We start from the raw sequence: 26,486 nt of genomic DNA on the forward strand, positions 1-26,486 counted from the left end.
CTTACTTAAACCACCAGGGGCGGGACCGGATGTCCGGTCCCGCCCCTGGTGTGTGAAGGAGCGTTGCTTCCCTCGGGTGCTAGTTCTGCACGCCGGAGGTCGTCACAACGTTCAGCCACGGACCAGCCGGTACATTGGCGGCGTCAATGAAGCGCCATGACACGTGGTCGTTGCTGCCGTCCAGCTCGGAGAATCCGAGGCAGCCGTTCAGAGCGGGGGAGACGTCAGCGCCGGCACCCTGGCTCTTGTCGGCGGAGAACTGCGTGTTCGCCGGGCGGGCATCGCCGGTGCCGAAGACGTAGTTCTTGTCGTGGTACAGCGAGCCGCTGGAGGGGCCTGCATCTTCGACCTGGCCGTAGCAGGTGTTGCCGTTCGGGCCGGTCAGCTCAACCCAGTGGTTCTTCATGTAGCTGTAGCTGCCGTTGGCACAGTTGTTCTTGCCGGTGGCGGCGTTGTCAGCAGCGGCCCACGGAATAACCGTGCAACGCTCCTTGAAGGCCGTCGGATCGTTCAGATCGTCGTAGGGCAGATCCAGGTAGAACGGGTTCTCCAGCGGGGTGGGCTGCGTCTTGGGGAAGTAGCCGTTGGAGGCATCGCGGCGCTCGGTGGCGCACTTGAAGCTGGTGCCGGAGCCGGAGCTCACGCCGTCGCAGCCACCAATGATGGAACCGGCGCAACCCTCGGCCGAGGAGGGCACGGTGCCCTTGTTGATGCCGGTGTGGGAGAAGGCCCACTGGCCGTGGTACGTCGAGCAGACCTGGGAGCCATCCGCGAGGGAGGCGTTGAAGATCTCACCCACCCAGAAGGTGGTGCTGACGACGTTGGTGTGCAACGGGTAGTTGCTGGCACCGGAGCCGCCTGCAGCCGGGGGAGCCGGGGCCGTGGTCGGGGCCGGAGCAGGTGCCTGCGTCGGCGCCGGCGTCGACGGCGCACTGGTGGACGGCGCGGCCGAAGCGGTCGGCTTGGGGCTCTTGCTTGCCGTGGCGGAGGGGGTGGCGCTCGGCTTGGGTGTAGCCGGCTTTGAACACTTGTAGCGGAAGGAATCCCACCGGCAGTTGTTCTGGCCATTGGAGTTGTTCGCCGCGTTGGCAGCGGAAATGGTGACCATTCCGCCGAAAATCAGGACGAAAATGGTGATGAGGACAGTCGCGAGACGTTTCATATTATTGAAAGCAAATCTGTTGGGGGCATGGGCGTGTACGGCACACCGAAGCAGCGCAAAACCACAGCAGTGGAGACCTGCCATACAGACAGCCGGGCACACGAAAAGTGGCCCTGGCTGCGTCATGAGGAGTCCATCACGCGGGCCGGAAACGGCCCGAACGGCACGGCGCTCACCCAGAAGAGCACCGGCATCACAGATGGTACGGTCCCCAATCCTACACGAATCCCGTTTTAGTGCTTGATGTTACGGACGCCTAAACTGGAGGTGGTACACCAACACCGCCACCGCCCGTGGATGCTGCGGGTGGCCATTAAGGAGAATCTACCGTGGACGCCGTACATGAATCCGCGCCTTTGGACGACGCCGCGGTCCGCCGGATCCGCAACGATTTCCCGGTGCTCAGCCAGCAGATGGCCGGGCGGGATCTGATCTATCTGGACTCCGGGGCCACCTCGCAGAATCCCATCAGCGTGATGGAGGCTGAGCAGGAGTTCTACGAGCAGCGCAACGCCGCCGTGCACCGCGGGGCCCACTCGCTGGCCGCCGAGGCCACCGACGCCTTTGAGGACGCGCGCACCACCGTGGCCGGATTTGTCGGCGCCGGCGAGGACGAGCTCTTCTGGACCTCCAACGCCACCGCCGGGCTGAACCTGCTGGCCTATTCCTTCTCCAACGCCAGCGTGGGCACGGTGTCCGCCGAGGCCGCCCGCTTTGCCCTGGGCCCGGGGGATGAGGTGGTGGTGACCGAGATGGAACACCACGCCAACCTGATCCCGTGGCAGGAGCTGTGCCGCCGCACCGGGGCAACTTTGAAGTTCATCCCCGTGGACGACGACGGCGCCCTCCGCCTGGAGGAGGCCGCGGTGCTGATCGGCCCCCGGACCAAGGTGCTGGCCTTCACGCACGCCTCCAATGTGCTGGGCATCATCAACCCCGTTGCGGTGCTGGTGGCCCTGGCCCGGGAGGTGGGCGCCCTGGTGGTGCTCGATGCCTGCCAGAGCGCACCCCACCTGCCGCTGGATGTGAAGGCCCTGGATGTGGACTTCGCCGTCTTCTCCGGCCACAAGATGCTGGCCCCCACGGGCATCGGCGCCGTCTACGGGCGGGCCGAGCTGCTCAATGCCATGCCGCCCTTCCTCACCGGTGGCTCCATGATCACCACCGTCACCATGGAGGCGGCCGAGTACCTGCCCTCCCCGGCCCGTTTTGAGGCCGGCACCCAGCCGGTGTCCCAGGCCGTGGCCTTGGCCTCGGCCGTGGACTACCTGCGCGAGACGGGCATGGACCGCGTCCACGCCTGGGAGTCCACCCTGGGCCAGCGCCTGGTGGCCGGGCTGAGCGCCATCGACGGCATCCGCGTCCTGGGCCCCAAGCCCGGCGTAGAGCGGACCGGCCTGGCCGCCTTCCATGTCGAGGGCGTGCACGCGCACGACGTCGGGCAGTACCTGGACGCCCAGGGCATCGCCGTCCGCGTGGGGCACCACTGCGCGCAGCCGCTGCATCGCCGGCTGGGGCTCACCGCCTCCACCCGTGCCAGCACCTACCTGTACAACACCACCGACGAGGTGGACGCATTGCTGGAGGCCGTGGCGGAGATCCGCCCGTACTTCCGCGTCGGCACCGGAAAAGAGCAGTGAACACCATGCAGCCCAACAGCGCCATGGACGCCATGTACCAGGAGATCATCCTCGACCACGCCAAGCTGCGCAGCGGCTCGGACCTCTCGGCGGAGGAGGCGGCGGAAACCTCCTACGACGCCGGCTGCGGCCAGGTGCACCAGCTCAACCCGGTCTGCGGGGATGAAATCACCCTGCGCCTGAGCGTGGACGGCAACACCGTGGAATCCATCCACTGGCTGGGGGACGGCTGCTCCATCTCGATGGCCTCGGCCTCGATCCTGGCCCAGGAGGCCAAGGGGATGACGGTGGAGGAGCTGCGCACGCTCATTGGCCAGTTCCGCGAGGTGATGCGCTCGCGCGGTTCCATGGTGGCGGATGAAGAGGTGTTGGGAGACGCCGCCGCCCTCGGCGGCGTCTCCAAGTTCCCGGCCCGGGTCAAGTGCGCCATGTTGGCGTGGGTGGCCGCGGAGGGGGCGCTGGCACAGGCGAGCACCCCCTAGCCGGCGGTTCAGTGGAGGATTGCCACCAGAAAGAGGGAAGCGACAATGACTCCCATGATGGCCACGGAGAGGTAGGACTGCCAGACCGTTGCCTTCGCAACGCGGTGGCTGCCGTGCCAGACCCTTTCCTGCTTGTTAGCGTCCATACCTCTACGTTAAGCAGGGGCACCGACACTCCCTAGCGTGGTCTATACCCCACTTGCCGGAGCCGACACTCTATTCCGCAGGGATGCTACTCGCGGGTTACTTGGGTTGCTCCGCGGCCTGGTGGTCGAGCTTGTCGAGACCCCGGAAGGTCCGCTGGTCGAGCTTGTCGAGACCCCGGAAGGTCCGCTGGTCGAGCCTGTCGAGACACCCGGGAGGGTCCGCCTCCGCTTAGGCGCGGACCAGGCCCAGTACGGCGTCGCGCAGGCCGGCCATGGTGTCCGCGCCCACGGCCTCGGCGTTCAAGCTTGGACATTCCAACAGAATTGAAGGATACGAATTCTGGGAGGTTTGCGGTGATCAAGGACCATGAGCACGTCGACTTCTTCATCGGCGTCGGCAAGAGCAACCACCACGCGGTCGCCATCGACCGGGCGGGCAGGAAGATCCTGGACCGGGCGCTGCCCCCGGACGAGGGAAAACTCCGGGCCATCATCCAGGCAGTGGCTGGCAAGGGGCGGGCGTTGTTGGTTGTTGATCATCCTGCCGGTTGCGGTGGCCCAGTCCGAGGACATCATGGTCGGCTGCCTGCCGGGCCTGGCCATACGGCGGGTCGCGGATCTGCACCCCGGCGAGGCCAAGACCGATGCCCGGGATGTGGCGATCATCGCCGAGGCCGCCCGGACCCTGCCCCACACGCTGTGTTCCATCGTCGTGGCCGATGACCCGGCCGCCGAGTTGGCGATGCTGTGCGGCTTCGATGACGACCTGGCGAAGCAGGCCACAGCCACCTCCAACCGGATCTGCGGGCTCATCGCGCAGATCCACCCGGCCTTAGAACGTGTCATCGGCAAGGATCTGGACCACCCGGCCATGGCCGCATTGCTGGCCAAGTATCCGACCCCGACGGCGTTGCGCACGGCCGGCCAAAGCAAGGTCGCGGCACTGCTGACGCGGCATGCGCCGCGGGCCGGGAGGCTGGGCCGCGGCCATCTTCACGGCCTTGGGTGAGCAGACCGTCGTGGTCGCCGGCACCAACGCGGCGGTTATCGTCTTGCCGCAGCTTGCGGGCATTCTCGCCCAGCTGCGCACCTCCCGGAGCGAGATCCTGGCCAAGGTCGAGGCCCTCGTGGAGGCCCACCCTCATCACTCCGTCCTGACCTCCATTCCGGCGGCCCAGGTCAGGACGGAGGCCCGCATCCTCACCGAGGTTGCGGGCAAGGAATTCAAGACCGCAGGCCACCTGGCCACCTATGCCGGGCTGGCCCAGGTGACGTGCCGGTCGGGCACCTCGATCCGCGGCGACGACCCATCAAAGAGGGGAAACAAGAACCTCAAGCGGGCCTCCTTCCTTTCCGCGTTCGCGGCGCTGAAGGCACCCCGCTCACGGGCCAACTACGAGCGGAAACAGACAGATGGCAAACGGCACAACCCGGCACCGATCGTCCTGCCCGGCGCCGCCACGACGTCCTGTTTCCGATGCTCTGCGATGGCACCATATCGGACGTGCAACACCGAGGAAGCCAAAGAGGCCTGGCTACCGGCTGCAGACGCTCATCCAGGCCCGACACCAGCCGCCCGTCTTCGTAAGAAAACCCGCCCCCACACTTGACGAAGAACATGGGGACGACCCGGAGGTAGTCATCATCGGCGAATCAGGTCGAATTGCTCCTCGACTTCGTCTTCGAGAACCTCCTCACGCATAGCGACTGGCACGGCGTCCATCCACAGGACGCCGACAACCGCAAATTGGTCCGAGAACGGAACGCAAACCCGACGCCGTTCACGCGGACAGAATCTGCGCTGAGTCCTCGAAGCCCTCTGTCGACTTCTGGACCGAATCGCAGGCGAAGGCCACCAGCCATTGATGACCGAACAGGCATGTAGTAGGGACGTTGGCCACGTCAAGGTCCAGCGCGGTGAGCCCTGCAAATTTTGTCGCTGCAACCGCCCATGGGCCAAGTAGGAACATAGCCCACGACAACGCAATGCGATACGTGATCGGTTCGGCCGGCGGATGACGAGAAGCCGATGAGAAATTGACCTGGTCCACGAAGTGCTACACGTCCCTCGACTGAAGCAATGAAAGGCACCTACATGCACTACACGTAGCCGGCAGACCTGGCACAGCCTCGTCCGAAGTCGACACAGAGGAAACAATCAAAAATCGAGTTGACTACTAAGTCGCCAATTTTTGCCTACGGCTGAGGTCGACAGTAGAATTACTTTGGGGCAAGTGACTGCGCTGGAGAATACTGTCCGCAAAACTGTGGTTCTCCCGTGACCCAGCGCCAGCAACACGGAATCAATCTAGATAGCATTCAGTCAAACGAACTACCGCATGATCGATAGAAAGATTCAAATATCCGTTCCGCCGACTCAAAAGGAGGATTTGGCGCCTGTGAAAATAGAGAATATTTATCGATGCGATAGGCGCTTCATTCTCGAAGAACGCTGCCGGTCTTCACTGATCTCACGAGTTTTCCGTCGAAGAAATTCCTAAAATGGTTTGAAGTGCAGCCTAAAGATCTTGATAGTTCACGGATTGTATGAAATGAAATCCAAAGAACTTGCAATTTACGTATCGATGAAATCATCTTTTTGTTTCGGCCCTGAACAAGACACCTTGGTTCTCAGCCATGAAGTGTCTAACCATTGTCACAAATCAAAGAACTCAACAGCCGATTAGCTCACTATCAGACAAGGATCAAATCTTGAACTCGATTTCACCGCGGGTACTTTTTGTCGGCGACGGATGGTTAGGGAGCAACGCCCGTTCCTTGGCGGAAGGATTTCGTCAGGCAGGCGCCGACGTGATTCTCGTAGACACTACCTCAACGTCGCGCCCCCGTCGACTTAGTCCGAGTTGGACCTTTTCGAAAGTGAAATCTGGAAAACGATCCCCGTGGTCAGTGGCGGCAATCCATGATCAAATCGATGAAATAAGCAACGCTTGGAACCCCGACATTCTATTCTGCTTCAAGACTATTCATCTTGATCAGGAACGGTTGTTATCAAACGCCGCCAAAATTAAAGTTCACTACAGTGCAGATGATGTTTCTAACGCTTATAATACTACCAACGAGTACCTAAAGTACGAAAGCGCATGGGACCTAGTAGTCACGACTAAGAAACACAACATGGACGAATTGGCGCAGAGGGGAGCGAAGCGCACACTAATGGTCATGAGTGCATTTGACCCCGCCTGGCATCACCTATCAGCTCGGAGAACTTCCCGCCAATTCCAGGTCGGATTTGTCGGGAACTACCGAGAAGACAGAAAGAATCTTCTCGTAGAACTTGGAAGCCAATTTGGATCGAATCTTATTGTTGAGGGCCCCGGATGGTCTAGAGTGCCCGAGCTGGTTCGCACGAATGCGGTGGTCGGATCTGGAAAGTATGGGGAAGACTTTTCGATTGCAGTGGCGTCCATTGTCTCAAACTTAGTCCTTTTGAATTCTGACAACCGAGATACGCATACCTGTCGGTCATTCGAAGTTCCGGCGTCGGGTGGGCTATTTGTCGGTCAGCGGACCGCCGAGCATCAAGAGATCCTTGAGGAAAACAAGGAGTGCCTCCTCTTCTCGACCGAGGATGAACTATTTGCCCATCTGCATGAGATCAAAAATGATTCAAACCGTGCCCAAGTCCTTGCCCGAGCTGGTCATGACAGGATTCTCAGAGACGGTCATCGATATGTTGACAGAGCCAGAGAGATTCTCGAGTTTCTGGATGCTAAGTAGTGGCTGCGGAGGCCTGGCTTGTAGTAATTGCAGGACTACTTTGCCTGCTGATTTTCATTTCCTCTCGAGCCCGTGGTGCCATGCGCGTACTACTCATTGCCCAAGTTGTCTACTGGGCATTTTCATATCTTGTTCGCCCACTAATCTTGCTCATGGTCAATCCGGCTCCTGCGATCAATGACAGTGTGGCGGACCCTAGGCTTGCATACTACGGCTATGCTCAAGCTTTACCGGGAGTACTCGCCCCAGTTGCATTTGGTCTTTTTGTCTATTCAATAACGGTTGGCATTATTGTTGCAATATTGCGACGGAAGTCGGACGATCTCATTCCTGAGAATGTAGATCTCCAAGCTCCAGCAACATTCGTGATTGCCTATGTCCTTGGCTGGCTCGTACGTATGCTGCCAATGACCGAGGGTAACTCTCTCTTGAGTACTTTGTCTTATATGGCGCCCATTGGCGCTGTTGGGCTCATCGTTTATGGGCGTCGCCAGGCCGGCGGTTCTTTTATGATTCTGGGCGTTCTTTCTCTCGAATTGATTTGGTCGGTGATGTCGGCATCGAAGACTCCTATCTTGGCAGTCGTGATTGCCATAGCGATTCGTTTCGGAATCATTGGATGGAGTCGACGTAGAGCGATTTCAATTGCGATTCTGGGTGTCGCTGCTGCTGGCGGATTCAGCGTTTTTCAGAGTTTTAAGCTTGGCAATGGCGTAAAGCAGGATCTTGCTGGCGCAGATGCTGCGTATCCAGTTTGGATTTCGCCATTTATGTCGATTGTTAGACGGTTTGATCTTCTTTCTGCAATGACTGATGCTGTATATTTGGGTCCCGGAAATTGGATGACACCCTGGGAAGGTGTGCAGACAGCGCTCAAGGGACTAGTTCCACGGCAGTTCTTGCTTGATGAAAAGGTTTCCGCAGGTTCCCTTTGGGCGCTTGAGGTCAGACCGGTTTCGACTGGCGTGATTAATCCGGATGTATCTCTTGCGGACGGTTTTATTGCTGAGGGTTATGCGCTAAATGGATTTCTGGGCATAGCCTTGGGCGCTTTTTTTATCGCATTTCTTTTGTTCTTAGTAAGGAAATTGCTGCTTTCAGGTTCAATGTTTTCTCGTTCGCTTGGTATTTTGCTAATCGCGTATCCCGCGCTCTACGAGCGCGGCGTTTTTGGTGGGCTTGAAATTTTTGGAAAGTCACTTCAGGCTGCCGCGGTTGTTTGGCTAATTCATATCCTTCTGGTCGCCGCACTGTCTAGGTCGCGTGGGAACTCGCGGTCTGGTGTTTCCTGACAATTACTTTGATGGCTCTTGCGAATGATTTAGTCGCCGAGATAGCTGGTCATTGAAGTTTCGCGTGCGAATCTTGAACTACTTTGGTCAGTTTTCACGCTTTGACGCGGTGTTGTGGCTCTTTGCATTATTTGGGTTCCTCGCTGATAGTGGTGAAAACCGGCTCTTGGTGGTTCGTGGGGATTCGGATTCCCGGGTGAGTGTCATGCCGTCGTCCGGGCGGCACTTCTCAAGAGGATAATCGATGTGTAGTTGCCCGGGTTGCGGTAACCGCGTGCTTTTAACCGGCCTTCGCGTCCGGGTCAAGCTTGGGCCTGTTGCTGTCAGGCCTTTAGCCGGTTCAGATGTTTCTGGAGGCTGCTGATGACGCGGGCGTGTCTAGCCACTTCGCTGTCCCAGCCGCGCTCGAGCGCGTCATCTCTGAGTTCGGTTTCGTCGTGCATTTGCGACTCGATCTGGGGCAGGAATTCAGTGCTGGTGGTGTAGTTATCGCATTGTTCGCAGATGTTGGCGTAGGGGCAGGCTTCGGCGGCGAGGTGGCGCGAACAATACCCGTGGGCGACGCGCGTTTTGAGCATTTCGCTGTGAAGCCATTCGATGCGTTCGGGCACGATTGGCCGGTCGCTGACCACGAGGGGAAGTTGCCGGGTTTCGCGGATCCTGGCCATCGCCGAGTCGTATGACGCACGTACGGTGGTGTCGGCGAGGTGGGCGTAGCGGGTCGTCATCTCGGGGGTGACGTGGCCCAGCAGCGCCATGAGGGCCTGTAGGGTCATGCCGGCGTTGACGAGTTCGGTGGCGTAGGTGTGGCGGAGTTGGTGCGGGGTGACGTGCTCGGGTGTTCCGTCGTGGCGGACGAGCCCGGCAGCCCGCACCGCGTCGTCAAGGCCGCGGCGGATCCGGGTTGCTCCGATTCGGGTGCCGCGCAGGGTGAACAGGAAGTCTGCGGGCCGGCCGGTGCGCGGATGCGGCAGTGCCCGCTGGGAACCCCGTTCGCCCATCCATCGGTCCAGAGCGGCCAGGGTCGCGTCATCGAGAGGGACCACGCGCTCGGTGTTGAGTTTGCCTAGCGGGACCTTGAGCCAAGTGCCGTGACCGGGCAGGTCCCAGAGGCAGTCGAGCTCGAGGTCGAGTAGTTCCCCGAGCCGCAGGCCGCCGCCTCGCAACAGGGTGATCCCTGCGCGGGCAGCTGTGTCGGGGAGGTTTGCGACGGCTTTCATCAGGGCGCTGTCCGTTTGTGGGGCCAGTGCCCTGGGCAACGGTGCTGGCGGCCGCGGAATGTCCGCGCGGTGGACAACGGTCTCGGCCGGCCGGCCGGCCCATCCCCAGGCGGTGAGGTCATCGAAGAAGCTTCGCAGGTTGATCACCGCGTGCATATGGTGAGTGACAGAGATCCGTTCCCCGCGTCCCCGCCGTCCTTGGGAGAGTCGGGTTGCATCCCAGGCCAGGAATTCTTCGAGGTGCGCGCGGGTGAGGTCCGTCAGTTCGCGGCATTCGGGGTGTTTCCCGGAAAGCCAAGCCGCCAGCAGGGTCAGGTGTTCGGCCCGGGAGACAACAGTGGCAGGGCGCAGTGTCGCGGAGATGGTCGTGAGGTAGCGGGCGATGACGGGGCGGATCAGCGGCTGCGGCACCCCGTCGGCCCGCTGCGCCGGCGTCCGCTCCCGGTGGTTCGGGTGAACGGGCGGACTGTCCGTGACTCCTAGCTGATAGCAGAGCTTTCGCAGGCAGCGGTGCTGACCGCCGAGGACTCGGCGCGTGCGCGGCGCCAGCAGCGTCGATGTTGCGATAGCCTGCTCCACTGCATCCAGATCGGCGTCCGTCATGGATTCCAGATTGACGCCGCGGGTCATGCAAAGCAGCGGAAACGCGTTGCCGACGACGCGTTGTGCCCATTCCGCGCTCCAGTCGAAGGCTGCAGCCGCCCGGCGAACGGCGGTGTCATCGTCCGGATGCAGCCGAGCCCAGAGCGAGAAATGAGTGCCCTTGCCTTTGAGCGTGAGCAACTCCAGATCGGGGAGGAGCCGATTGGTGGCAAAGCACCAGGACAGGAAGGTCCAGGCGTCGAAGCGATTGATCTGCAGCAGGCGTTCGTCGACGGGACGACGCATCCACTCCATCGGATCCGGGCAGTTTTTCAGGAAAGCAGCCGCCTGCCGGCGGCGCAGGTACTTTGCCTGCGGACCGCAGGAAAGTTCCGTGACGAACCGGAAGTAGTCCTCGCACAGATCTGTCCCACCGGGCGCCGGATAGAGGAGGGGTTTAGTGACAGGAGACATCATGACTCCAATCGTGATCTGGCAGCCGCGTACTCCTCGGCCAGCGTTGTTGCCGACAGATGGACATAGCCAGCGGTCGTCTCGGGGCTGGCGTGGCCCATGAGGTCGCGCAGCACCAGTAGGTCGATTCCGGCAGCTGCGAGTTCCGTTCCATAGGTATGGCGCAGCCGGTGCGGACGGACGAGCGGAGTGCCTGCCCGCAGCCGGTGGGTGCGGAAAATGCGCCGCAGACCTGCCTCGGTCAAGGCCTGGCCGGTGGTCGGTCCGCGCAACACCACAAAGCATTCAACGGCACTGCAGCCGGCCGGACGCTCGGTGCGCAGGTAGGACGCCAGTTCCGTGAAGAACGACGGGTCGACCGGCACGACACGTTCCTTTCCGCCCTTGCCCGTAACCCTGACCCGCCGCAGACCAAAATCAACGTTGGCCAGCGGCAGCAGTCGTACCTCTGATGCTCGCAGTCCGCCCAGTAGCATCAACAGCGCTATCGAACGGTCACGGGCGGTTAGAAGATCGGCGATGAAAATGGTCACCTGGGCAGGATCCAGGGCAAAGGGAAGCCTCTTTGCCTCACGCACTAGTTTCCCCCCGCCACGCTCACGGCCCTTGCCCAGATGCCCCAGCAGTCCGCGCCGCATGGCACGGAAGCCGGAAGAACGCCGCGCGGCAGGGACCGGGTTCGCGTTCGCAACACCGGCTATCACGGCGTAGTCGTACAGGCTCCGCACCGCAGCAATCCGCCGGTTCATCGTCGCCGGTGCTGCGCCTGCGCGCGAAGTGAGCCGGACAACTGTACCGCCGGAATTCTTTTGCGGTTGCTGCTGCCAATCGAGGTAATCGAACAAATCAGTCGGGGCGACATCTGCCAGCCCGAGCCGTCGCTCCATGAGAAAACGCAGGAAGTTCAGCAAGTCGAACGCATACGCCCGGCGCGTCGCGGGCGAGAAATTCCTCGTGGTCAAATGGGCAAGGAATCCGTTGACCAGTTCCCCGGCGCCGTCGGCGGCACCCGTGATTATGTGCCCGTTCCCTGACGTGGCAACCTGCAGTCCCATTCGTCCTCCTCCGGCAGGACTGTTTCCAGTCTCCTACTGCCACGACGGCATTCGGGGCTTCTGGAAATTCGTGGCGTGTCCGGTCATCGAGGGCCGGTTAACTGATTTGCGTTTGATGTGTTTGATGGCGGTGTTGTTCGCTTCGACTTTTCCGGTGGTGGCGCCGGTGGTGATGAGGACTTCGATTTCCTTCCACCACCGGCAAATGGTCCGCCAAAGCCGGGTTGTTTCGGGCTGGTTGGATGCTTGAACCAGCGTTTCGAGCTGTGCCCTGGCCAGTTCCGCATCTTCCAGGTGTCAACGCCAACCGAAAATAGGGCCATTGTTGCCAACTGAAAACTGGGCCACGGTGTGTTGTTTCAGTGTGCCAGATTCTGTGGCTTGATCCGGCCCTGAAGCCGGTAGCTGTTGCCGGTGAGGTTGATGACCTCGGCGTGGCGGACGATCCTGTCGATCATCGCCGAGGCGATCGTGGCGTCGCCGAACACGTCGGCCCAGCGGCTGAACGCCAGGTTGCTGGTCAGGATCAGCGAGGCCCTCTCGTAGCGGGAGGCGACGAGCTGGAAGAACAGGTTCGCGGAGTCCTGGTCAAACGGGATGTAGCCCACCTCGTCAATGACGAGGAGCTTGTAGCGGCGGAGTTTGGCCAGCTCGGCGGCCAACTGCCCGCGGGCGTGGGCCTCGGCCAGGCGGGCCACCCAGCCGGTCGCCGAGTCGAAGAGGACCCGGTGCCCGGCCTGGGCGGCCCGGGTCGCAATCCCGACCGCGAGATGGGTTTTCCCGGTGCCCGGCGGGCCCAGCAGCACGACGTTCTTCGCCTCCTCCAGGAACACCCCGGTGCCCAGATGGGCGATCAGGGACCGGTCCGCGGCCGGCTGGTGCTCGAAGTTGAAGTCCTCCAGCATCTTGTGGCCCGGGAACCTGGCGGCCTTGATCCGCAGCGCCGAACCGGAGGCCTCGCGTTCGGCAACCTCACGGGAGAGGACGGCGGCCAGGTATTCCTCATGGGTCCAGCCCGCCTCCCGGGCGGTGTCGGCCAGGGGCCGGTAGCCGTCCCCGATCCGTGGGGCCCGCAGGGCGCGGGCGTAGTACTCAATGTCCTTCCCCGCACCAGCGGCCTGCGCCTTCATCCGGCCGCCCCGGCCAGCTCGCGGGCACGGCCGGCACTGGAGAGCCCGAAGGCCTCGTCATAGACCGAGAGGTCGCGTTCCTGAACGACCGCCTGCCCCGGCGGCCGCCGGGCCGCATTGGCGCGGTAGTCGCGGCGAAGCAGCGCGGCCTTGGCCACGTGGGCCGGATCGGTGAAGATCTGGTGCCTGGCCCATCGGCGTTCATGCCGGGCCAACACCGTGGTGCCAACGGTGACCGTGATCGTGTCCAAGTCCGCAGTGACCTGCACGATCCGCCCGATCGCCGACGGGTCCACCGAATAGTCGTTGGAGAACACGCGCACGTAGTAGTCCCTCGGCAGGCGCACCTCCTTGCGGAACACCGCCAACGGGGCGACCGGGCCCAGCGGGCGCATCGCGGCCCGGTCCGTGCCCACCAGGTCCGCCGGGGCGCCGTGGCGGAAACGGGTATAGCGGGCGTTGGCCTTGGGCAGCCACGCGTCGAGCTGGTCATTGAAGTCGTGCGGGTCAAGGAAGTCGCGCCCGGGCATGAACCCGCGGCGGAAGAATCCGTTCATCCGCTCCACCATGCCCTTGAACTCCGGATCCCTGGGCGGCAGCAGCTTGATCTCGGTGCCCAGCACCCCGGCGAATGCGCTGGCCGCCTCCGTGAGTTTGCCGCGGCCGATGCCGGTTTCGTTGTCCCACAGCAGCCTGGCCGGGACCGCGGCGGCGTCTTGGAGTAGTTCCCACATGCCACCGAGGAGGTCCTCGGTGGTGCGGGTGGGGATCATGCGGGCCTGCACGAACCCGGAGTACGTGGACGTCATCACCAGCACCGGCGGCTTGCCCTCCTGCCCATGGCCCAGGGGCAGCGGCTGGTGCGGGAACCACAGGTCGCACTGGACCGTTTTGCCAGGCTGGTGCACGAGCCGGTCCGCCGGGTCCGCCGGTGCGTACTCGGGCCTGATCGTCGCGATCTTGGCCCGGAACAGCGACGCGGACCCGACCCAGCCGACCCGTTCGGCCAACACCGTGGCCGGCATCGTCGGCGTGCCGGCCAGCAGCCGGCGGACGTCCTTCTCGAACGCGTCGAACGAGGACCCGGCAGGTTTGCGTTCATACCGCGGGGCCGTCTCGGCGGCCAGGGCCCGGTCGACGGTTCCCCTCGAGACCCCGAGCTGTTTCGCCAGCTCCCGCTTGGAGATTCTCTCGTTCGCGTACCGGTGGCGGATAGTTGCCCAATCATCCAAAGTAATCACCTTCAATGGTGTCAGGTGGCCCCATTTTCAGTTGGCGATTCTGGCCCTATTTTCGGTTGGCGTCGACACCAGGGATCCGGTGCGCAACACGACCCGGACTTGTTCCTTCACCTCCCACGCTGCCTTGAGTTTCCCGGTCGGGTCGTCGGTGGCGAAGACGTCCTCCAGCCGGGCCCGGGCATTGTCGGAGAGGGTGTCGCCGGCGCGCAGGAGCAGCATCCGGGGCGCCCACGCCGGATCTTGCGTCCGGCCCCGGCGGCCATGCACCTGGTGGGAGAGCTGCTGGCGGACCTCGGTCATGGCCTGGTTCGCCAGGGAGATGAGATGGAAGTGGTCGACCGAGACCGCCGTTCTGGGCAGCCACATCCGCAACGCCTTTCTGAACGCAGCCGACGGGTCGATGGCGACGACCTGCACGCCGAGCCGCCACTGCAGCGGGCGTTTGAGCAGCCAGGCACCGACCCCGGTGTGGTCACGGCCGTCCACAACCCCCAGGCCCTGTCCTGTATCGAGGTCAACGATGGTTGTCATCCACGGTTCAATCCGCTTCCACGCACTCGTTTCTGGGTCCTTGAAGTAGCGCACGGACCGGAACCGGTGCTCATCAATGCCGAGCATCCGTGGTCTCAAGGAATCAACGTCCGCCAGCGTGAGCAGGCAGGCCTCGTTCACCGCAGCCCTGACCATCCACCAGGACACAGCGAACCCAGCAGCTGTCTCGGACATCGCCCGGCCGGAGCGGATCACAGCATCCACCAAATGATCCCGGAGCCTGCCAGTGGAGCGCGCCCGGGACGGGACCTGGCTGGTGGATTCAAAGAATGACAGCCGTTCACATGCCAACTCTTGGCAGTACCACCGGTACTTGGACCAGATGACTTCAATGGCGCCGGCGACCGGGATGTCGCGGATGCGTTGGAAGCGGCGTTCCTTTCTGCGCGTGGCCACCACGCCACAACTGGGGCACCCTGGTGGCTGCTCGCTTTCAACAAGGACCTGGCGGCCACCATCAGCGGTCAAGCTCGTTGAGATGACGCGGTAGTCGGGCAGATTGAAAAGCGTGGTGGCAGCGTCGACTGCCATGACGGTAGGCTCGTTCACGGCTCGTGGTCCTGTTCAGGTTGAATGCGTAGATAACACTCATCCCAGCAAGGCCACGGGCCCTTTGCATAGCTACATCACGAACTCAAACCCCCACCAAACCCGAAGAGCCCCGTAAACCGACAGCCACCCACCTCAACAGGGGGTACTTAAGAGATACAAGCCGATGAAGGTTGACTCTTAATTGTGGGTTTCATCACCAACCGCGAATAGTCCCTAAACCACCGACCCCGCAAAGCCACCGGACTGCACATCGTCTGGAAGATCGGGAGCCTTCCTTCGATGGTCTCTACTTCTCAACGTCAACATACGAAATGTCACAAAGACCGCTGCACCCCATTCGCTTGCAAGTACACCAACGAGCATTGATCTGAAATCACCTGTCAGAACAACGATGAAGATGCCGACGAGAATACCCGAAAGCCCGGCCAGAGCTGTATAGAGTACGCCACGACTATCATCCAGCACATACAAAACAGCCGTCGTCACTGTAGAAACGTACGCAGCGGCAGGAAGAACGAGAGCCTCAATCCTAAGGAGCGGAATAGCTTCGGCAAATCCCTCACCATAAAAGAGGCCTATGATTAAAGGTGCCGAGAGCCAAAGAGCAATACAAGCAAAGGATCCGAGACCAAATGCCACTGACGCACCAGTAAATGCCCTGCTCCAAATTGACATCGAATTATGCCGCTTGAGGCTGGACGCAATTCGCGGCAAGAGTGCCACCGCAAAGGCGTCAAGAGTTGACTGGGTAGCTCGGACGAACTTGTCGCCAGCAGAGAACAGACCCAAATTATGGGGCGAAACGACCGATGAATAGATTAGAGCCGCGCCTTGTCCGTACGACGTTGTCAGAGTGCGGGCAAAAAAGCTGGGCGCCCCCAATCTTAGGAGATCGACCAGTGTGACCCAATGTAATCTATGTCTGCTGAAACCCCGGACTTGGGTCCAACTCAGAATTGAGCTAATCACGACCGATACTGCGAGACAGGACATGACAGTAATGGGCGAAGGAATCACCGGAAGAATGATTAGAAGAGCGGCCAGGTAGAAGATTCGGCCAATCATCTGATATGCCGCAATACGACCAAATAATCCACGGCCAGTGAGGATCCACTCTTCGCCGGTCGACGACAATCCGCCAACAAAAAGGCCAACGAGCACTAGTAAAAGAACGTCAGGGGCATCTGTAAAAATGCCGATTCCCAAGGACACGATTAGGAAAGACAATACAATAGACCGCAGTGCTACATATGCGAGTCTTAGCTCTTTAGTTTCTTCACCACGAGCTGCGCGTCCCGCCAGCATTTGAGATAGTCCGAAATCCACGAGGGCTGAGCCAAAAAAATATGCAGAAGCAGCTACGGCAAGTAGGCCAGTACCCTGTACGCCAAGAGTGCGAGCGCAGAGAGGAACCGTCACTATAGTGACGACGAACTGCCCATACTTTCCCAGGACTACGTATATCGTGTCCCGAAAGATCTTCAAGACGACGGATTTTCGACCAGTCAAAGCATACCTTCAGATTCTAGGACGTATGATCATATGTAAGGAGCGCAATCGGCATAGCCGTTGAAAGCAGTCAAAGGCTAGGCCTTCAACTAAGTGAACTCGTTCCGATTGTAATTTCAAATGCAGTCTTCATTCGAGAACCAATATGTTCCGGAAAATATTGAGTGGCATTCTCTCGGGCCATTTCTCCCAATGCGCTACGCCTTGACGCATCCTTGGCGAGCTCGCACATTGCTTCCGAAAGACTCTCCATATTGCGCGGCTCGAATAGCACCCCTGTTACGCCATCCTCGATTGTCTCCAAGGGGCCACCCTCACCCGAAGCAATAACGGCAAGTCCGGTCGCCATTCCTTGCGCGACCACTTGGCCAAAGGGTTCGGGAATAATGCTTGCGTGAACTAGGATGTCCCAGGCAGCCATGCGAGAGTAGACATCCTCAACATGCCCAGTGAACGTGACGCGCGACGAAAGACCAAGTTCATGCACCAGATCGTGGAGTGATTTCTCATACTCTTCTTCACCGAATAGCGGTCCGCCGACTATTTCCAGTGTGGTGCTTCCATCAGGAAATGCCATAGCAAATGCTCGGATGGCCAATTCTTGGCCCTTCCACTCCGTAAGTCGTCCCACTATGCCAAGCGCAATGGTGGATTGAGAGGCGGCGTTGGGTTGTGAAATGGGAATACTCGGTTTCAAAACCGGGCTCGCCACAACAGTGCGGATCTTTTGGCGCCGTGAAGTCGGCACTGTCTCAAGTGTTGATCGGGAATTGGCAACAATTCCGCGGGGAACGACCTTCATCAGAGTCCGCTCAAGTAGAACTCCGCCGCGAGACATGAAGTCAGTTGAAATTCGATCTCGAACGTGAAAAACAATTGGAGTATGAAACCACAGCGAAGCCATGGAGACAATAACATGTCCTTTCATGGAGTTCGAAACCACTACATCTGGTTTGAAGGCGCGAATATGACGTGCAACCGACATCGAATATTTAATTACGCCGAATACCTGGGCCAGGGCGTTGAGTGAGAGTTTGACCTTCTTGCGGTCAAACTCTCGAGTCTCGCTCGGCATTTCGACAACCGAAACTTCGATGCCAGAAGACTCCAATTCTCCTACCAGCGGGCCGTTCTCGCCCAACAGAACTAGACTTGATGTACCAGTCAATGACGGCACCGTGTTCAGAAGGGCTATCTCAGCACCTGACATTCGGGCGCAATGGTCAAAGAATACAGCTCTCATTGGACGGCTACTTCCTTCAAAAGGGTACGCATTCGATCTTGAAATGAATGGCGCCCATAGTCGCCTACTGCGTAATTCGAAATCTGACTACTATTCCAATTATTCTTCATGAATATTTCCATTGCTGCTAGGAAGCTAGGCACAGTTTGTTCTTCGAAGAACACGCCTGTGGTTCCAGGTTTAACTGTGTCGAGCGCTCCACCAGCTGCATAGGCTATTACGGGCGTCCCACAGGCCATCGCTTCGACAGGAACAAGCCCAAAGTCATCTTCACTGGGAAAGAGCACTGCGAGACTGGATCTATAGTATTCCGCAAGCTCTGATCGGGTTTTCCATCCGACAAATTTCACATTTGGAGTACTGAGCTTTTCCAAACGCAGTCGATCGCGGCCGTCACCAACGACAATTAATTCGTACTGACGGAGATGCGCGAAGGACTCGATAAGGAGTCCGAGTTGTTTGTAAGGCTCTGTGATTCGACCAGCCCAGATAAATTGACCAGTGCGAGTCGTAGAAGAATCTATGTTGAATAGTTCATCATCAATCGGTGGCGGGATGAGGTGGGCATCCTTTTTATAGTACGTATTGATCCGCTTAAGAACGGCCCGGCTAGTTGCGATCAATTCATCTGCCGTCGCCACAGCTTCGCGGTCGTGTCTTTGAAAGGACTGTTGAAGGAGACGCGTTCCTAGTCTTTCCAACAGAGGGCCCGTGCGACCGTAGTTCTCGTAACCGCTCCAAGCCTGCCTTAAAGGGCTGTGGCAATAAATTACCTTTCTTCCTTCATGCGGGACTGCATTTGCGAACGCATAACTTGACGCCAAAAGGTGGCCGGCAACGGGAGTAATCTGCCTGACCATTGAAGGCATCAGCGGCGAAAGCAGCCGATAGTTCCTCCGATTTATGTTGTGGCTCAAGCCTCGCTGTGAACGCCCTGGCGCCATCGATTCGGCAAGTTCGTCATCGCCAGCCAGATAAATCATTTGGCTTTCCGGGAGTACGTCTTTGCATATCCGCTCGGTGACGGCCTCGGCTCCTCCGTTGTAGAAGGCGAAATCATGTGAGACTGTCCAATCGGCAGTCGCAGTATACTGATCTGTTTCTAGTGAAAGACTTTCGGCGCGCGGATCCATTTGTCGGCTCGTCAAATGGGGTGAGGACTGGTTATGACTGGGCAATTGCGGCCTCTACTGCTTTGGCCATCTCGGAGAAGCTTCTCGTTTCAGCGTAGGCACGGGTGATAGACGTGGCTTCGGACTCTTTGAGTGCCCGCCGGATTGCATCGGAAAGTGAGTCTACTGACCCCGGTTCAAAGCACCAGTCATTGGCGAAAGGTCCCATCGCTTCGGGTAGGCCACCAACTCGTGAGGAGACTACCGGAATACCTGAGGCCATGGCCTCGAGCACGATCATTCCGAATCCTTCCAGCGAGGTCGTAGGGACTAGCACTACGTCCGCTGCTCGGTATACGGTAACAAGAGCCTCATCTGGGACACGACCGAGCATGAAGACTCTGTCTGATAGGCCTAGCATCGAAATCTTTGATTCAAGTTCCGATTTGAGGCTGCCGATGCCGGCGATAACCAACTGGGCCTGGGGGAAGTTCTCCATTGCTTCAATTGCTAGGTGAATTCCCATCCTGGGTTCCAGCCTACGTACGCAAGAAAAAGTTAGGCGATCCGGGTCGATGCCGAGTGCTTTGCGTGCATCTGCCTGCTGCATGGAAGGATTGAACCGTTCTAGGTCGACGCCGGGATAGACCGTGGTGATTCGATTTGGGGAAACACCAAAACCCCGGGACAGTGCTTTGGCGAAAGCATCTGAGGCAGTAATGAATGAATCGAAGCGCCGATACGTATCTGCCTCGTATAGCCATTTTGCTGCCGATCTCAAAGCTGAATTCCCCTGAGCTCGGCCCTCTGAATACCAAGGTCCGTGGAAATGCATTACTCTTCGCGGATGTCGGCCGAGCATTCTATCCTTGGCCAGAATCGGACGCGCAGAGTACGCCAAATGGTATTCAAGGACGTCAAGTGTTGACAGTTCAATCGTTCCTGGTTCGCGACTATCAGACCATAAGTTGAATTGTCCATCCGGCTGGACATTGTCAATAATCATTGGATCAAGGCCCAGTGAAGTCTGTCCGCCTGCAAGACCTCGAATATAGGAATGCATGCCTCCCGCTCGAGTTATTGGTTCGCGGGAGCCTATATGGATTCGTTGATCCGGCATCTAATCCTCTTTCGCGATCGTGAAACTATTTCTCTGGTAAGTTGTGGCGCGTGGATCCGGTGCCCCGCTGCCACATGTGGCTGGCTGACGCCAAAGGTCTAGTTGTATCTTGCCTGGTTCGATGAGTCATGACTGGCGGCCGGTTGCGCTCGATCGCATGATCAAGCCTCTCTGGCCTTGCGCGCGGCAATTCGTTTGGCGGACCTAAGCGATTTCCAACACGAGTGGAGAACCGGCCAATTTCGCCAGAAGTCCGAGAGCTAAGAACATAGACCAAGAAAAACTGTTGAGGTGATTATTATCGTTCCTAAAACAATATTTCCTTGGAATCATGACTCATTAAAGTCATGGGATTCTCAACGTTGCATATTCCATGGTCGCAGGTATGTCTCTGAATTTTGATATTCCATCGTCGAAATTATTTTTGACGGTCGCGCAACGCGGGAATTTGAGATATCTAACATAAATATCATGTTTCTGAATTCACGTCTTGAGTTTCCTCCGGCCGATCCCGTGATTCATACCCTTGCCCAAGAAATGGATTGTCGTCGCGGCCTCGAAAGTACTTATATCTACTGCAATTCAATTTGTAGATTTCTCTAGCCAGTGTGCTTTGATGTCCCGGCTTCATCTTAATTAATTTGCTGAGTTCTATCTCATTGGCCTCTTCAGCTTAGGCCGGTTCAACCAAATGAGGGCTTGGATTCGAGAGAATCCAAACCCTCATCTTTGAAGTGTGTGGCTAGGCTTCAGCGTTCTGGCGGCTGCGGCGGCGGGAGATCACTACCGTGCCGGCACCTGCTGCTAGTGCGCCAACACCAATCAATGACCAAACAAGCACGCTGGGGTCAATGCCAGTGGAGGCAAGGTCGTTGTTGTTGGAGCCATTTCCAGTGGTTCCGGATCCCGCAGCGTTGCCATCTGTGGACGCAGCTACAACACGAACAACCTGGGTTGCGGTGACTCCCGATGTAGCACCCGTGGCGGTGATGGTGTAAGTGCCGTGCTCAGTGAGCATCACCGTTGTGGAAAAATTTCCACCGGAATCTGCGACGGCGGTGGCGACAACGACAGAAGGCTTAATGATCATCGGGACAGACATTGATGCGCCTCCATGTCCACCGATCGCTCCGGCAGCCACGGGGCCACCAAACTGGACGTCAATGTTGATAGTCTCACCCGGCGTGAATCCGGACCCGGAAAACACGACTCCGTTGCCAGGTGCGACTGTTCCCGACGAAACCGTCGAGGAGGGCGGGGCCGGGTACGGGGCAGCCTGGGCGGCTGTGGCGCCAGCGGACAAAGTTAGGATACCGGCAAGGGTTATGGCGGCGAGTGATTTCTTCATAGCAGTTCCCCAGTTTTCTGACGTGGTCTGTGCGGTCGCTAGTGCCCCCAGCGAGACTGCGATCCATTAGTAGGCTATCAGTCGAATTTCATAGCGACGAATATCGTTGAAGGATGTTACACAATGTTCACTTAGCATGACATGGCAAGACGGTGATGTAGGTCACTTTTTGCGATTGTCGGTCGAACATGCGGACGTGGTTTCCGGCGGCAAAACAACATTCGCCAGGCTCTGCACGGTCGGTGTAACCGCCAGTTGCGGCTCACTCGATTGAACTACTTTAGAGAAATCTACTTCCACAGTGGTGCTCTGTCCGGGAGCCAGATCCACTCTCACCACGCCCACAGGGCGATCTGCGTGTTTATAGGAGCCCACGCCGATAGTAGCGCCGTCGAGTCGGGCTTGATGGACTCGAGCCAGAGTGGGTCCATAGGCGACAATGTTCGTTGCAACGTGGCCGGGTTCCACGCCGAAAGCGCCACCGCCTGTTACATACTCGGGGAGTGACGTAGCGGCGTCTTCGGGTGCTGTGTTGGTCAAAGTAATTCTGCTGGTGTACTGTGCGTAGCCGCCATCATCACAACGTCTAACGAGCTGGACCGTCCTCTTGACGTAATAGTCCATTTTTGCTCCAGTGCCATCGTTAAAGTAGACGGCAAAGCTGGCCGGCGCGACGCTGGGCCCAGAAATTGCTCCGCCAATCGGCTGCGATTGCAGGATCTGCTGTTCCGGTGGGTGTGCCGACCAGACAAGTATTCTGTTCTCCTCAACGCCGTCGGCGAGTTTTGTCATAAGGTCCTCACCTGACCCCTGGCCCGATGAAACGGCAGCAAATACCTGCTGGGCTACTTCGGCGAAATAGGCATCCTGCGCTACCGGTTCCTTGATCTTCGAGTAGACATCTGAAAGCAACGTCTGGACGGTGTTGTCAGAAGTGAGTCTGGTTGGGAGCCCCGCCTTGGCAAGGCTTTGAGTGAGGGATGTCGAAACATCCACGGGTCCAGTCGCTTGGAGGAGCAGCGCGAGTGCCACTGGATCCAGCGAAATGACTCCATCAATAGTGTGGCCTGGGTTCCGCTGCTCCCACATAGCTTGAGCTGTCCTGGCAGCAGTAGGGTAGTCCGGTGTCAGGTTCACGTCCTGCATATACATACCCAACCGATTGGTATAAATGGCTTCCTGTGCTTCGTCCACCGGAAGTGGTGGTTTGAATTGCCCAAGTGCAGTGGCGGATCCTTGGCCTAAGAGTTTGATCTTTCCGTTGTCAGCCTGGATGACTGCCAGCGCGCCTGGAATGCCGCCAGTAGCCCGGATTTCAGCATTGTTTTGAACTAGGAGCAAGTAATTTCGCGTGCCGTCGGAACCCATCATGGTGGGGACCAGCTGTGCGGCAGTGGAAGCCGTGTTGAGAATCTGACGCACACTATCTAGTTCCACACGGGCGCTGTCAAGTGGCGCAGCAATCTGGGGCAGCAAGACCCCCGAATCGATGTCGGCAAGGCGATCATAGGACAGCTGGACTGTATTTGCCGCGGCTATAACGCTGGGTGTCGCCTTCTTCAGCGGTTCAAGGCTAATGGCGCCGTTCGCAGGGGTAAGAGCTTTCCAATCGAGTGAGTCAAGAGCTCCAACCATGGGTGCGGCGGCAAGATTGACGATATCGTCCGCTGTGATGGCAACCTCAGATACGGCAGATAGATTTGGCCCAATCCACGGGAGAGAACTAGCTGCCTTCCACACTGGATCCGTACCGGCTGAACGGGCACTTGCTGTATGTTCCCTGAGCGAATCAAGCGTGGCCAACGAACCATCGTGATTGTTGGATATCAGTTCTGTTTGGAGTTGGGGGAGTAGCTGTGTTGTTGCCTCGAGCTGATCCTTGATTTGGCCAGCGCGGAAACCAAGCCATGCAGTGGAACCAATTATTATCAAAAGGGCGGCGGCGCTGAGAGTGCCGAGTGAGAGCCGGAATCGACGGCGTGACCGGCGCCTTGCGATCTGCTCCGTGCGGCGGCGTGTTGTTGATGGAGAGTCCGGCAGATTGGACTCCTCGGAAGGATCTACGAGCGTCATACCTAGGGGCGCCCGAGCCCGCGGTAGGTCCACCCTGCCGCGCGCCATTTCGCTGGATCCAGGACGTTGCGTCCGTCCAGGATTCGAGGAACAGAGACTTGGCCACCGAGAACGAAAGGATCGAGCTCGCGATATTCCTTCCATTCCGTCAAGAGCAGCACAGCGTCGGCCTTACTTACGCAGGAGTCAACTGAATCGTCATAGTTGAGCTCCGGGAATCGCTTGACAGCATTAGCCAAGGCTTCCGGGTCCGTGACGGTTACCACTGCACCTTGCAGCTGGAGCTGGGCGGCGACACTTAGCGCGGGGGAGTCGCGAACGTCATCGCTTTCCGGTTTGAAGGCAGCGCCCAAGACGGCAATGCGCTTGCCCATAAGACTGCCCTCGCAGAGCTCGCGGGTCAATTCGACAACACGGGTCCTCCGGCGCATGTTGATCGCATCAACCTCACGGAGAAACGTCAGCGCCTGGTCTGCCCCAAGCTCGCCCGCGCGAGCCATGAAGGCACGGATATCCTTGGGCAGGCAGCCGCCGCCAAAGCCAATGCCGGCATTGAGGAACTTCCTGCCGATACGGTCATCCATGCCGATGGCATCGGCAAGCACCGTTACGTCAGCACCCGCCGCCTCGCAGACTTCCGCCATCGCATTGATAAATGAAATCTTGGTGGCAAGAAATGAGTTTGCAGCGGCCTTGACCAATTCAGCCGTGGCGTAGTCCGCCACTAGACGGGCAGTACCCGCACCAAGGGGAGTTGAATAAACCTCATCGAGTGCCATCACCGCAGGATGATCCTCGGACGCGCCAGGAACACCATAGACAAAGCGGTCTGGGCTCAGCGTGTCATTGACGGCATGTCCCTCGCGCAGGAACTCGGGATTCCATGCCAAGTGCGCATCGGGTTGATGACCCTGAACCAGCTCGGCAAGCCTGGCAGCCGTCCCAACGGGAACGGTCGACTTGCCAACCACTACGTCGCCTGACTTCAAGTAGGGGAGAAGGCCTGTGACTGCAGCGTCAACATATTTCATGTCTGCACCATTCTCACCCTTCTTCTGAGGCGTACCGACGCAGATAAAGTGGATGTCGCTGCCAGATGCTGCTGACATGTCAGTGGTGAAGGTCAATCGGCCGGTGGACTGGACGTCTTGGAGCAGGTCCTCAAGGCCAGGTTCGAAAAACGGGGCTTTAGCAGCGGATAGCTCCGCGATCTTGCGTTCGTCAACGTCGATTCCCACCACATCATGGCCCAATTTGGCCATGCATGCCGCATGAACGGCTCCGAGGTATCCGCAACCAATAACTGAGATCTGCATAGTAGAAGCCTTTACTTGATGAGTCTGATGTCGAAGGAGTTTCAGTAAGCGCCATCGCGCTTGAGTACAGCTCGCGCCGTGCGGAAGAGAATCACAAAGTCACCTGCCATTGACCAGTTCTCCACGTAATAGAGGTCAAGGCGCACAGAATCCTGCCACGACAAATTGGACCGACCGCTCACTTGCCACAAGCCTGTGAGTCCAGGCTTTACCAAGAGCCTGCGGCGGACATGCTCCTCATATGCGTCTACCTCGGAAGCCAAAGGAGGCCGTGGTCCCACCAAGCTCATGGAGCCTGATAGGACGTTGAGGAGTTGAGGAAGCTCATCCAGGCTGAATTTGCGGAGAAAAGCCCCAGCTCGGGTCACCCGCGGGTCCACCTTGAGCTTGAAAAGTATTCCGTTGCCCTCGTTTTGGGCGGTGAGCTCGGCCAGGCGTTCCTCGGCGTCCGTGGACATTGAACGGAATTTATACATGATGAAAGGCTCGCCCAGAATTCCTATGCGCTCTTGGCGGAAGAAAACGGGACCGTTGCTATCCATTTTTATCCAGATGGCAATTAGCAGCATAGCCGGGGACAAGAGAGCCAACATTAAGCTTGATGTGGAGATATCGAAAAGCCGTTTTGCAACCCTCTTGCCGCCCTCTAGCTTAGGAGTGGTCACATGAATGAGAGGGAGCCCTGCAACAGGTTGGGTGTGGATTCTGGGTCCGGCAATGTCCGTCAAGGCCGGTGCAACGATGAGTTGTATGTTGGTAGCTGCTAGCTCCCAGCCAAGATGACGCATGGTCATAGGATGTAGCTGGACTCCAGCAGAAATGGCAACGGTGTCTGCCGCGGAGTTGCGAACGGCACTCATGATGCCTGCCACCGTGGGCTCATGGCCAGCTACGGGAACGCCTAGCTCAGCGGCGCTGTTGGAAGCCTCGGCGTTGCCAGGCAAATAGGCTGCCACAGGGTTGTAGCCCGCTTGCGGATATCGTCGGAGGGCATCAATCAAGTGTGCAACAGCTCCCGGCCCGCCGACAACGAGCAGGCGCGAAGAACTGCCACCTCTAGTGCGATCGAGCCCCAGATGCTGACGCAGGATCCATCGGCCAGCCAAAAGCCCGACCACACCAATGGGGAAAGCAATGCCTACATATCCCCGGGCCAAGTCAAGTTGGGCCGCATAGGAAATAATGGCAAGCAGGCCAAAAAGCCACAGACTGGAAGCAAAAACACGCTTATATTCATCAGCCCCTGAGCCGAGGACTCGCGACTCTCTGCTGCCCCAGGCGGCCAGCATGAACCACCAAAGGCAAGGAAGCAGAAGGGTTAGGAACATATATGACGCGGTGAAGGAACCTGCGGTGACACCTCCGCCGCTTTCACCGCCGAAACGGATCAGATGCGCGCCCACTACGGCCCATACAACGACTACGGCGTCGACAACGCCTATTCGGCGAACGTATCTCGTCCGCCAATTCCCCCCGGAATTCAATTGGTCCCCCTG

General features: G+C 58.8%; 20 protein-coding genes and 2 pseudogenes. 5 read left to right on the forward strand and 17 right to left on the reverse strand.

Features of this window, described 5'->3' with window-relative positions; genetic code table 11:
* Positions 1–79: 79 nt before the first annotated feature.
* Complete coding sequence (locus K254_RS0101180) at positions 80–1,162, reverse strand: hypothetical protein (protein ID WP_026553845.1); 1,083 nt, start codon at positions 1,160–1,162, stop codon at positions 80–82.
* A 329-nt stretch (positions 1,163–1,491) separates the two neighbouring features.
* Here K254_RS0101180 and K254_RS0101190 point away from each other — a divergent pair, with 329 nt between their 5' ends.
* Positions 1,492–2,802: an aminotransferase class V-fold PLP-dependent enzyme gene (locus tag K254_RS0101190; RefSeq protein WP_026553847.1), complete on the forward strand. Its 1,311-nt coding sequence runs from the start codon at positions 1,492–1,494 to the stop codon at positions 2,800–2,802.
* A gap of 5 nt (positions 2,803–2,807) precedes the next feature.
* Positions 2,808–3,284, forward strand: coding sequence for a Fe-S cluster assembly sulfur transfer protein SufU (gene sufU, locus K254_RS0101195; protein ID WP_035749375.1), 477 nt, complete (start codon positions 2,808–2,810; stop codon positions 3,282–3,284).
* Between the two features lie 8 nt (positions 3,285–3,292).
* On the opposite strand, the gene K254_RS25565 is transcribed toward sufU, so the two are convergent.
* Positions 3,293–3,430 carry a hypothetical protein gene (locus tag K254_RS25565; protein ID WP_155848413.1) on the reverse strand — a complete coding sequence of 46 codons (138 nt, stop codon included), beginning with the start codon at positions 3,428–3,430 and terminating at the stop codon, positions 3,293–3,295.
* 354 nt (positions 3,431–3,784) lie between these two features.
* On the opposite strand from K254_RS25565, the pseudogene K254_RS21125 reads away from it, so the two are divergent.
* Positions 3,785–5,018 (forward strand): annotated as a pseudogene (locus K254_RS21125) (IS110 family transposase).
* Between the two features lie 193 nt (positions 5,019–5,211).
* On the opposite strand, the gene K254_RS0101215 reads toward K254_RS21125, so the two are convergent.
* Positions 5,212–5,481, reverse strand: coding sequence for a hypothetical protein (locus tag K254_RS0101215; protein ID WP_155848414.1), 270 nt, complete (start codon positions 5,479–5,481; stop codon positions 5,212–5,214).
* Positions 5,482–6,142: 661 nt separating this feature from the next.
* Between K254_RS0101215 and K254_RS25105 the strand changes: the two genes are divergently transcribed.
* Positions 6,143–7,171 carry a CgeB family protein gene (locus K254_RS25105; RefSeq protein WP_196810847.1) on the forward strand — a complete coding sequence of 343 codons (1,029 nt, stop codon included), beginning with the start codon at positions 6,143–6,145 and terminating at the stop codon, positions 7,169–7,171.
* On the forward strand, positions 7,171–8,463 hold the full coding sequence (locus K254_RS25570) for a hypothetical protein (RefSeq protein WP_155848415.1): 1,293 nt from the start codon (positions 7,171–7,173) through the stop codon (positions 8,461–8,463). Before K254_RS25105 ends, K254_RS25570 begins: the two co-directional genes overlap by 1 nt.
* A 323-nt stretch (positions 8,464–8,786) precedes the next feature.
* Here K254_RS25570 and K254_RS21130 read toward each other — a convergent pair whose 3' ends face one another.
* The 14 genes and pseudogenes from K254_RS21130 to K254_RS0101270 form a co-directional block, all read right to left on the reverse strand.
* Positions 8,787–10,742: a tyrosine-type recombinase/integrase gene (locus K254_RS21130; protein ID WP_081709805.1), complete on the reverse strand. Its 1,956-nt coding sequence runs from the start codon at positions 10,740–10,742 to the stop codon at positions 8,787–8,789.
* On the reverse strand, positions 10,739–11,794 hold the full coding sequence (locus K254_RS0101225) for a tyrosine-type recombinase/integrase (protein WP_196810848.1): 1,056 nt from the start codon (positions 11,792–11,794) through the stop codon (positions 10,739–10,741). Before K254_RS0101225 ends, K254_RS21130 begins: the two co-directional genes overlap by 4 nt.
* 108 nt (positions 11,795–11,902) lie before the next feature.
* Positions 11,903–12,088: pseudogene (locus K254_RS25110) on the reverse strand (transposase); the annotation flags it as partial.
* A 65-nt stretch (positions 12,089–12,153) separates the two neighbouring features.
* Positions 12,154–12,924 (reverse strand): IS21-like element helper ATPase IstB, encoded by a 771-nt coding sequence (gene istB / locus K254_RS0101235; protein WP_026553853.1) that lies wholly within the window; start codon positions 12,922–12,924, stop codon positions 12,154–12,156.
* Positions 12,921–14,165, reverse strand: coding sequence for an IS21 family transposase (gene istA / locus K254_RS0101240; RefSeq protein ID WP_026553854.1), 1,245 nt, complete (start codon positions 14,163–14,165; stop codon positions 12,921–12,923). Before istA ends, istB begins: the two co-directional genes overlap by 4 nt.
* 27 nt (positions 14,166–14,192) lie before the next feature.
* Complete coding sequence (locus K254_RS21135) at positions 14,193–15,266, reverse strand: ISL3 family transposase (RefSeq protein ID WP_155848416.1); 1,074 nt, start codon at positions 15,264–15,266, stop codon at positions 14,193–14,195.
* A gap of 216 nt (positions 15,267–15,482) precedes the next feature.
* The gene (locus K254_RS25115) at positions 15,483–16,778 is read right to left on the reverse strand and encodes a lipopolysaccharide biosynthesis protein (RefSeq protein WP_081709807.1); all 1,296 of its coding nucleotides are present in this window, start codon (positions 16,776–16,778) and stop codon (positions 15,483–15,485) included.
* 85 nt (positions 16,779–16,863) lie between these two features.
* Positions 16,864–18,021, reverse strand: coding sequence for a glycosyltransferase (locus K254_RS25120; RefSeq protein WP_081709808.1), 1,158 nt, complete (start codon positions 18,019–18,021; stop codon positions 16,864–16,866).
* The gene (locus tag K254_RS25125) at positions 18,018–19,154 is read right to left on the reverse strand and encodes a glycosyltransferase (protein ID WP_081709809.1); all 1,137 of its coding nucleotides are present in this window, start codon (positions 19,152–19,154) and stop codon (positions 18,018–18,020) included. Before K254_RS25125 ends, K254_RS25120 begins: the two co-directional genes overlap by 4 nt.
* Before the next feature lie 31 nt (positions 19,155–19,185).
* Complete coding sequence (locus tag K254_RS25130) at positions 19,186–20,196, reverse strand: glycosyltransferase family 4 protein (protein ID WP_196810850.1); 1,011 nt, start codon at positions 20,194–20,196, stop codon at positions 19,186–19,188.
* A 799-nt stretch (positions 20,197–20,995) separates the two neighbouring features.
* A complete protein-coding gene (locus K254_RS24645) occupies positions 20,996–21,355 on the reverse strand; it encodes a hypothetical protein (protein WP_155848417.1) in 360 nt (119 codons plus the stop codon).
* A 408-nt stretch (positions 21,356–21,763) separates the two neighbouring features.
* The gene (locus tag K254_RS25135; RefSeq protein WP_081710044.1) at positions 21,764–23,674 is read right to left on the reverse strand and encodes a DUF4012 domain-containing protein; all 1,911 of its coding nucleotides are present in this window, start codon (positions 23,672–23,674) and stop codon (positions 21,764–21,766) included.
* A gap of 2 nt (positions 23,675–23,676) precedes the next feature.
* Entirely contained in the window at positions 23,677–24,990 is a 1,314-nt protein-coding gene (locus K254_RS0101265; protein ID WP_026553858.1) for a UDP-glucose dehydrogenase family protein, read from the reverse strand.
* A 41-nt stretch (positions 24,991–25,031) separates the two neighbouring features.
* Positions 25,032–26,474, reverse strand: a complete 1,443-nt coding sequence (locus tag K254_RS0101270) for a sugar transferase (RefSeq protein ID WP_026553859.1) — start codon at positions 26,472–26,474, stop codon at positions 25,032–25,034.
* Positions 26,475–26,486 lie beyond the last annotated feature (12 nt).

This window comes from Arthrobacter sp. 35W (assembly GCF_000482545.1).
In the GTDB taxonomy this organism is placed as follows: Bacteria; Actinomycetota; Actinomycetes; order Actinomycetales; family Micrococcaceae; genus Specibacter.